The organism is Vibrio sp. D173a (assembly GCF_030248475.1).
Genome location: NZ_JAHGAH010001051.1, coordinates 1 through 991, shown reverse-complemented (window position 1 = coordinate 991; position 991 = coordinate 1). Strand labels below are relative to the sequence as shown.

General features: G+C 44.3%; 2 protein-coding genes. One reads left to right on the top strand and one right to left on the bottom strand.

The features are described from left to right. Positions 1 to 427 (top strand): AraC family transcriptional regulator (locus KIV40_RS31220; protein ID WP_285353179.1); only part of this gene is annotated, 427 nt, incomplete at its 5' end. 66 nt (positions 428 to 493) lie between these two features. Here the strand turns inward: KIV40_RS31220 and KIV40_RS31215 are convergent. Then, positions 494 to 991 (bottom strand): HAD family phosphatase (locus KIV40_RS31215; protein ID WP_285353178.1); only part of this gene is annotated, 498 nt, incomplete at its 5' end.

The following is a 991-nucleotide window of genomic DNA, read 5'->3' as shown; positions in this document are numbered from 1 at the left end:
GGCTCAGATTCGCTTTAGAGCTATAGATGCACAAGCGCCTTTTTTGACGAACAATCAGGCGGTGCTCAATATGTTTGATAATGAATTAAAACAGAGACTTGAAGCTCAACTGGCAGAGAGTATCACGCTCGACCGCGTCTCAACCGTCTTGATTGGCTCGTTACCTCAAGGGGAAAGCAGCATCGAATATGTGGCTAATCAACTTGCGATGAGCAAACGCACGCTACAAAGAAAGCTTTCTGACGAGAACTACAGCTATCAATGGGTGTTGAAAAAAGTGCGCCAAGAGCTTGCCGACTACTACTTACAACAGACTCAGCTTCCGATTATTGAGGTTTCATTCCTGCTTGGTTTTCAAGAGATGAATTCATTTATTCGCGCTTACAGCAGTTGGACAGGAACAACCCCAAGCCAAGTTCGAGGCTAACGCACCTTCCTTTATGAATTGCTCATAAAAAATGGGATAGCCATCTATCCCATCTTAAGAACACCATCAGTAGACTTGACACCAATCTGACTTCATGTCGATCAAGACCCATTCATCACGCTGATTCGCCTCATCAAGTGCTTTATCTAATTTACCAACATGAGACTCGCGATCGTACTGCCACTCTCGCTCAGCATCGGTGTGATGAACAATCATAGCCATTGAATTTGGTTGGCTGGTTGCCCATTGCATCATCGCTTGGTCACCGTCTGAATTACCCACAGCTAAGATTGGCTTTTTACCAATAATATGCTGAATATTCGATACTTTTCCGGCTTTATCATCAATCGTTAGGATAGACGAATCCTTGGTCACGGTTGGCTTGCCATCGTTGTAGCTGTAATTGTATTTCAGTGCACTACCGATGATCTGCTCTGTGGGAATATTGTAAGCCTCTGGCGCCCACACTCGCATGAAGTCAACTCCGCCACCAGACACAATGTAGGTTTTAAAATTGTTATCTTGCAGATAAGTGAGCATCTCTTTCATTGGCTGATAGGTAAG